We start from the raw sequence: 7,752 nt of genomic DNA on the forward strand, positions 1-7,752 counted from the left end.
TCGCTACCCACTATAAATAATCAATTGATTAAATAATTTGACCATTGTGAAAAAAAAGACCATTATCACTTTAGGTAAACAAAAAACAAACATTGAATACAAAATGAAACAACCTGTTAAGGAAAGCAACAATGTCAAATACAAATAATGAGCTGATTGTCGTTACGTCCGCGATTGTGCAACTAAAAGCCGCTGCCAAATATAGAAACTTCAACCATGATACGTTCCAAAGTGTTATGTCATTCGCGAATACGGCGGGATTGTACATCGCTTTAATTAAGAAAAAAGAAAGAAGAATTATTTCAGATATGAACGTTTCTGCATGTAATCAATTAGTAAAAAAACTACAAAGTGCAATTTACGATGACGAGTTCGCACTGGAAGAGCTACGCAGTGTCTGCAGAACCAACAGTATATTGTCTGACGTTGCTCTATATGGGCAGGATGACCCCAGTGCTGCATTTATGTCTCTTGTCATTTTTCAAAATAGTCTGTCTAGTACACTGACACCCGCTTCATATCTGATTGACCTGATAACCCCCTACCTACACAAAGCCTATATCACTAGCTTAGAGCCTACATGGGCACAGAATCATCCGCTAGAGTCCCTTACAGCGAGAGAAAAAGAAGTGTACAACTGGATGTCGTCAGGAAAAACAAATAGAGAAATTGGACTTATACTTGGGATCAGTCAGTTTACAGTTAAAAACCATGTTGCTCGTATTCTTGAGAAGCTCAACGCACCTAACCGCTCGGCAGCCTTAGCCTTATGCAATTAATTGAACGATGAGTCCCACTAAAAACACTTAATGGGACTCTCTATAAGGGGTCTGCCAACCATTCATTACAGCAAGATAGGTACTGCTCACTTGAAGCCAGTAATATCTTTTAGCCATTCTCAACAGCCCAAGCGATTAAAAACATCGCCTGTAAAAAACCGATATTAAGCTAGCTCTTGACGAGCATACTTGCCATTTCGAGTTAACGGTAATTGAGACCAAACTTGAAGCCTATCAACCAGCATGTACTTTGGTAATAGTTTAGCACAATGCATTTTCAACTCTAACAGCGTCGGCGCTTTATCTTTAATGGTAATATGCGCGTGTAACTGCTTGTCTTCATTGAGAACAACAACACATTCTGCAACATGTTTATGCTTATTGATCGCATGCTCAACCTCACCTAAGTGAATACGGTAGCCCTTTACTTTCACCATATGATCTTCTCGGCCGTTATACATTAGTTCACCAAACTCATTGTAGTAGCCTAAGTCACCAGTGTTATAATATTGGTTTTCCTGAGCTGGTTTACCCCAATAACCAGCAAATACTGTAGGGCCTGATACACAGATGAACCCTCGCAAACCTTGCGCAAGTTCTTCACCAGTATTATTCCTGATTGTAATAATGCTATTGCTAGCTGAAAAGCCAATAGGTAGTAATTCTGGGACATTCTCACCTATTTCATAATAGGTGCAAACATTAGTCTCTGTTGGGCCATAAAAGTTATAAAGTCGAGCTTGGGGTAATGCTGCCCTTAATACTTTTAGCGCTTTAACCTCAAAGGCCTCTCCTGCAAAAATCACGGTCGTTAGCAACTTGCAACGCTCCGCGAAAAGCGGCTCAGCTTCGAGCATTAACTTAAGAGCGGTAGGTACTGAATACCAGACAGTGATCTGCTGCTGCTCTATAAAATCAATTAGCTGTTTTGGAACGTAACTTAGTAATTCAGACACGAGATGAACGCTAGCACCCGCCAATAAAGATACATAGATATCAAATACAGATAGATCGAAATGCCAAGGTGCATGATTGGCAAATCTATCCTGTTTACTGGGCATTAGTTTAGCCTTTGCCCAGTTAATAAATGCTAAGGCATTCTCATGAGTGATTTTCACTCCTTTCGGCGTTCCAGTTGAACCAGATGTATATAACATATAAGCGACATCTTGATAGTCGACTACCGCAGGGCTGTCTGTTGGAACAGCTTTCATAGCTTCGTTCCAACAGGTTAACGAAGCGATAAAGTCGGCAGTGCCATAGTATTCTTCGTTAAGGACAATCACCCGACACTGAATTGATACATCATGAGTGCATTGATCTAGCTGCTCAGCTGAGGTGATCAATACACTTAATTGACAATCGTTTCTTATTTCTTCAACACGCCTTATTGGGTTTGCCGGATCTATCGGTACATAAATCGCGCCAATATGAGTAACCGCAAGCATCGCAGCTAGTGCCCTACAGGACTTATCCACCCACAGGCCAATCCGATCACCAGGCTTTACCCCCAAGCTACTCAAGTGGCCTGCGAAATGGAAGACAGCTTGGGATAATTCATCGTAATCCATACTTAATAGACCATCATGAACGGCTATTTTGTTTTCTCCGGCTGCGGACATTCCAGCTAGCAAAACCTCACTCAAATTTTTCATAACAAACCTAACCTATTACAAATTAGTTCACGTTGAATATCTGATGTACCAGAGAAAAGCACAGATCCAAGTGCATCTTTAATACTGCTATTCACTCCACCTTCGTCCAAATAACCAAGCGCTCCATGCACACGGATCACATCTAGCCCAGACTGTACAAAGGCTTCGCTGATGGCTAATTTGCTTGTCGCCACTGCTTTTGTATTGTCTACCTCTTTTGATTTTTGCCATGCAGCAAAATAAAGCAGCAACCTTGCACTTTGTAACCTAACCTCCATATCCGCGATACGGTGAGAAACAGCTTGAAACTTACTGATCGTCTTATCACCTTGTTTGCGCATATTTGCATACTCGATGCAAAGATCTAAATCGCGCTGCATCACGCCAATAAACAACGCAAATAAACAACAGCGCTCCCAATCCATTGAAGCTGCAAATATCCTAGCGCCTTGACCCTCATCACCGAGCACATATCGCTTATGTACCTTAACCTCATCAAAGAAAACTTGATTCAACTGAGCAGAGTTCAAACCCAGTTTTTTGTAGCTATTTCCAACTTCTATACCAGGTAAATCAGCGGGGATAACAAATGCAGTTTGTCCGAGATATCCAAACTTAGCGTTAGTCGTCGCATAGGCGATAAAATAATCAGCAACACTACCGTTAGTCACGTAAGACTTAGCGCCTTTGATGATGTAATAATCACCTTCTCGGCGCGCCGTTGTTGCTAACTTTGCTATGTCTGAACCTGCTTCAGCTTCCGAAATAGCATTCGCCGCGATTTTTTCTCCAGAGGTGAGTAGAGGTAATAACTCCCGCTTAATCGCTTCGCTTCCATGCTCATAAATTGGCATGACACAAGCAAAGGTATGTGCAGCACCGGCAAACAAAACGCCGGTATCCGCGCCGCCTTGTCCGAGTCCCTCCAGTACCTTTACTGTGGTTAAAATATCCAATCCCGATCCACAAGGTGAGTATTCACTATCAACAGGTAATCCAAAATAACCGAAGTCACCTAAAGATTTCCATAAATCGAGTGGAAACTCGCCCGGTTGATGGCTTGTAGATCGTAATTCTGACGAATAACTTAGAGCATGCTCAAATAGCGACAGCTGCGCCTCATTCCATTCAAAATTCATTTGTATTCCCCACTTATCCTATTTTTAATTATTGGACTTCAGTCTTAACTTGCCATCTGTTTACGGTCGTATTCTTCGATTGCATTTCTGAAAATAGCAGGCGCTTTCCAGTCCTTACAATCAAAACAACAACCGCCCAATAAGCGTATGACTTCATCCCTAAGATCAGGGTTTTGCATTTGATAGCCAAAGAAAATGGGGTAAATCCAAAAGTAGCGAATAAGATCTGCTGCGATTTGTTGACCTCCGTTGCTCCAATCTCGATAAGCGTAAAAAGGGGCTTTCCAGTCTTGACCATTAACAACCTGTTCAATCGCTTCAGCAGCTCTAATCCCTTCTTTCATTGCGAACGAAACACCGTAGGAGAAAATAGGGTCTAGGAATCTATGTGCGTCTCCAATGCAAAGCCAACCATCACCAACAAATGGTTCTATTCGGTAAGAAAAGTCAGCCATTGACTGAGACTCACCTTGACGTTCGGCATTTTTGAAGCGTCGCTTCAGCTCTGGGCTGATGTGCTCCATGCCCCATTCGATTGCATCATCTGGGTTTTTGCACTCTTTATAATAGAGATCCTTCGGTATAACGACTCCTAAGCTGTCCGTATCTGGAGAAATAGGAATGATCCAAGACCAATGATATTGCTTTGAATATAGGATGGTTGTATTGGTGGAAAACGGCGGTAAATCTCTTTCCACCCCTTTATAATGCGCAAATGAAGCAATTTGCTGAGAGAAGAATTCAATCTGGCGTTTTCCTGCAATGCCTTTTCTTGAAAGAAAGGTGTTTTGTCCACTCGCATCGACTAGCACCTTCGATCTTACTTGATGTTCAATGCCATCGGCTTTATACACAGCCCCAACAACCTTGTCACCTTCTCGAATAACATCAGTTACCATACCAAGTTGATATTCAACGCCGTGGTCAACCGCCTTTTGTTTGATCATATTGTCAAAATCGCTGCGACGCACTTGCCAAGTTGGCGCGAGAATTGGGATAAAGAACTCATTTTTTGATAATGAGCCTATAACGTTTACGCCGGGTTTGTCAGGAAATCCAGCAGCATCCATTGCATCTGCAAGGCCTAAGTCACGAATGATCTGCCCAGCATTACCAGTTAACGACTCACCGATGTGGAAACGAGGAAACTGCTCTTTTTCAATACATAAGACCGACATGCCTTTCTTACGGCATTCAATTCCACATAGGCTCCCAGCAGGCCCACTTCCAATTATTACAACGTCATAATGTGTAAATCCGTTCATTACATAGCCACCTTATTTAAGAAATCTTCAACTACCCAAACAAACTCTTCTGGTCGCTCTGACGCTGAGAAATGACCACAGCGAGACAAGCGTGTCACCGTTGCATTTTCGAGTTTTTCAGCTGCTTTTTCGCTCCACTCTGGAGGAATAATCTGATCATGATTACCAGCGATGAATAAAGTTGGTACCTTAACGCCGTCGAACGTGGTTGCCATTGATTTACGCGCATACTCGTCGAGGAATGAGTGATAAGCAGGTCTAGAAAGTACATCATTTAGTAGGTCTTCCAGCGCAGGAGTCATTTTTGGTGGATGGTAATATGCAGCAGCTAAAAACTGCTCAGGGTTTGAAGACATCTTCTTGAGATCTCCCCACCAACTATCAACGTCTTCCACCAAACCAAAGCCTGTACATACGAGCGCTTTCACCTTCTCCGGGTAGCGACGAGCTATTTCAGTCGCTATCATGCTGCCCGCGGAGTTAGCGACAAGTACCCATTCTTGCTCTTCTAATGTTTCTAAAAACTGTAATGTAAATTCCACATGATCCACATATGAAGGCGCATCGTTGCTACTTTGGCTTAGTCCAAATCCAGCTAAATCAAGCGCAATGGCATTGTGACGACCTTGTAATGAGCGTAGCGTTGAAGACCAAGATGTTGATGGGTTGCCAAGCGCTGGAAGCATAATCCACAATGGACCTTTACCTTTAACACGTAAGGTGTGCTGTTTGAATCCGTTACCGGTGTCTATCAACTCTCGCTGAATGCTATAACTCTCTTGTAAGCAAACCAAGCGCTCTAGCTCGGACACTTCAGCTGCACGCTCAGTTTCAACGATCCCTGATAGGGATTTAATCAGCATCGAAAGCGTCTTTATATTCTCAAAATGCACTGGTGTTATATTATTTTCAGGGATCTTTGCACCATACTTTTGATCAACATGCGCAAGCAAACGCACCATTGATAATGAGTTTAATATACCTAATTAAAGCAAGGGCGTATTTTCATCTAAATCGGGGGCGGCCCCTTCCAAAAGGTCGTTATTTATAAAATCGATCAGCTCTTTTTCCACTTTAATCTCCATTAATTTAAAAACAATTCCCCACAAACAATATAGAAACAGGATAATAAAAAAATAGCTAAGTAGGACTATTAAATTAGTTAGATCGGACTATATGAAAAACCCCAGCAATGCGTAACTTATATAGAACTAAATATCAAAACTAAAAAATGGAGTTATTATGCTAAAAATCACATTTGTACAGCACGATGGTTCAACAATAGATACTGAAGTTGAACCTGGAATGTCGATTATGCAGGCTGCAATAGAGAATCTAGTAGAAGGGATCGAGGGTGAATGCGGTGGCTCCGGAAGCTGCGCAACATGCCATTGTTATCTATCTGAACAATGGTCAGGTAAAGTCACGCAGCCTGATAATAATGAAAGCCAAATGCTTGAACTGGTGAACGACACAACCGCATTTAGTCGCCTTAGTTGCCAAGTAAAAATCACTCAAGAACACCATGGCTTGAGCGTTACCTTGCCTGAGTCTCAATACTAAAAAAGGAAAAATCATGAAAAGGTGTATCATCGTTGGAGGTGGCCATGCAGGGGCTGAGGCCGCTTTTGAACTGCGCAAAAGGAACTGGACGGGAGAAATTTTAATCCTCAGTTCGGAGAGCTATCTTCCATACCATCGCCCCCCTCTTTCCAAGACCTTCTTGACTGGTGAATCACCACTGAAACGACTTTACATTAAACCGCCGGCAGCCTATACAAAAGCAAATATTGATATTAAGTTAGAATCTTTTGTTGTCGATGTAATACCCGACGAAAACACCATCAAGCTCAGCTCAGGAGATACATTATCGTACGATAAACTGATCCTCTGTACAGGTGCTTCTCCAAGAAAACTAACACTGCCAGGTGCTGAGTTAGCAAACGTATTTTCGATCAGAACACTTGGTGATATCGAGCAGATCGCTAAGCAGGTAAATTACGAACAAAATAAAAAGAATATCGTTATGATTGGTGGTGGATATATAGGTTTAGAAACCGCTGCCTCGTTCAAAAAGTTGGGACATCAAGTTACTATTCTAGAGCGTAATGAACGCGTGTTAAACCGTATTGCAGCTGAGCCAATAGCGAGCTACGTAACCACCTTACATGCCTCCAAAGGCGTGACGATCCTCACCAATAAAGCAGTTGTATCATTAGCTGGAAATGGCAAAGTGGAGTCTGTTATCTGTGATGATGGGAGTAGTTTTCCAGCAGATTTGGTTGTTGTTGGGATTGGTGCTCATGCTAATTCAGATCTGGCAGATAAAGCAGGGTTAATTACAAAATGCGGCAGAGTGTTGGTCAACGACCAATGCCAAACTGCAGCACCTAATATTTATGCTGCGGGCGACTGCACCTTAGCTATAGAACCTTTCAGCGGTGAGGTAACTGCCATAGAATCCGTGCCTAATGCAGTTCAGCAAGCAAAAATAGCAGTAGCCAGTATTTGTGGAACAGCTCAGCCACAAAGGCAAGTGCCATGGTTTTGGTCTGATATCTATGATTGCAAACTACAAATTGCTGGGCTATATCAAGAGTATGACGCTGTAGTAGAGCGAGCATACAGTTCAGATAGCAAGAGTTACTGGTATGTAAAGGCTAACAAATTGATTGCTGTAACCTGCATTAATTGTCCAAGCGATTTCCAAGCTGCTAAGAAAATCTTAAGAGAAAATATAAATATTTCTCTACAGCGGTTATCGAATACAGCGACCCCTATTGCTATACAAGATACGCCGTTACACGCTTGATATTTTAAGTCTAACAATACTGGATGCTACCTTGCTGGCATCCAGAAAAAGTATTACTTTGCGCCGTTTAAAAATAAGTTATAAATATAGTCTGCCCACTCT

7 protein-coding genes are annotated in these 7,752 nt (G+C 42.1%); 3 read left to right on the forward strand and 4 right to left on the reverse strand.

Going from position 1 to position 7,752, the window contains the following annotated elements; all coding sequences use genetic code 11:
• The first annotated feature begins 131 nt into the window (after nt 1-131).
• Nucleotides 132-779 carry a helix-turn-helix transcriptional regulator gene (locus tag L1D50_RS19500; RefSeq protein WP_128726463.1) on the forward strand — a complete coding sequence of 216 codons (648 nt, stop codon included), beginning with the start codon at nt 132-134 and terminating at the stop codon, nt 777-779.
• A 164-nt stretch (nt 780-943) separates the two neighbouring features.
• Here the strand turns inward: L1D50_RS19500 and L1D50_RS19505 are convergent, their stop codons facing one another.
• From L1D50_RS19505 to L1D50_RS19520, 4 genes are read right to left on the reverse strand one after another with little or no spacing between them, the layout of a single operon-like run.
• Nucleotides 944-2,434, reverse strand: a complete 1,491-nt coding sequence (locus L1D50_RS19505; protein WP_138523134.1) for an amino acid adenylation domain-containing protein — start codon at nt 2,432-2,434, stop codon at nt 944-946.
• The gene (locus L1D50_RS19510; protein ID WP_239966636.1) at nt 2,431-3,573 is read right to left on the reverse strand and encodes an acyl-CoA dehydrogenase family protein; all 1,143 of its coding nucleotides are present in this window, start codon (nt 3,571-3,573) and stop codon (nt 2,431-2,433) included. Before L1D50_RS19510 ends, L1D50_RS19505 begins: the two co-directional genes overlap by 4 nt.
• Nucleotides 3,574-3,617: 44 nt before the next feature.
• Complete coding sequence (locus L1D50_RS19515; RefSeq protein WP_239966637.1) at nt 3,618-4,838, reverse strand: NAD(P)/FAD-dependent oxidoreductase; 1,221 nt, start codon at nt 4,836-4,838, stop codon at nt 3,618-3,620.
• Complete coding sequence (locus L1D50_RS19520; protein ID WP_239966638.1) at nt 4,838-5,701, reverse strand: alpha/beta hydrolase; 864 nt, start codon at nt 5,699-5,701, stop codon at nt 4,838-4,840. The genes L1D50_RS19515 and L1D50_RS19520 overlap by 1 nt, the downstream gene beginning before the upstream one ends.
• Before the next feature lie 379 nt (nt 5,702-6,080).
• On the opposite strand from L1D50_RS19520, the gene L1D50_RS19525 reads away from it, so the two are divergent.
• Both L1D50_RS19525 and L1D50_RS19530 read left to right on the forward strand, forming a co-directional pair.
• Nucleotides 6,081-6,401 carry a 2Fe-2S iron-sulfur cluster-binding protein gene (locus L1D50_RS19525; RefSeq protein WP_128726458.1) on the forward strand — a complete coding sequence of 107 codons (321 nt, stop codon included), beginning with the start codon at nt 6,081-6,083 and terminating at the stop codon, nt 6,399-6,401.
• Nucleotides 6,402-6,414: 13 nt separating this feature from the next.
• The gene (locus tag L1D50_RS19530; protein WP_128726457.1) at nt 6,415-7,650 is read left to right on the forward strand and encodes an FAD-dependent oxidoreductase; all 1,236 of its coding nucleotides are present in this window, start codon (nt 6,415-6,417) and stop codon (nt 7,648-7,650) included.
• Nucleotides 7,651-7,752: the final 102 nt, after the last annotated feature.

The sequence above is a fragment of the Pseudoalteromonas sp. Isolate6 genome, assembly GCF_022398435.1.
In the GTDB taxonomy this organism is placed as follows: Bacteria; Pseudomonadota; Gammaproteobacteria; order Enterobacterales; family Alteromonadaceae; genus Pseudoalteromonas; species Pseudoalteromonas galatheae.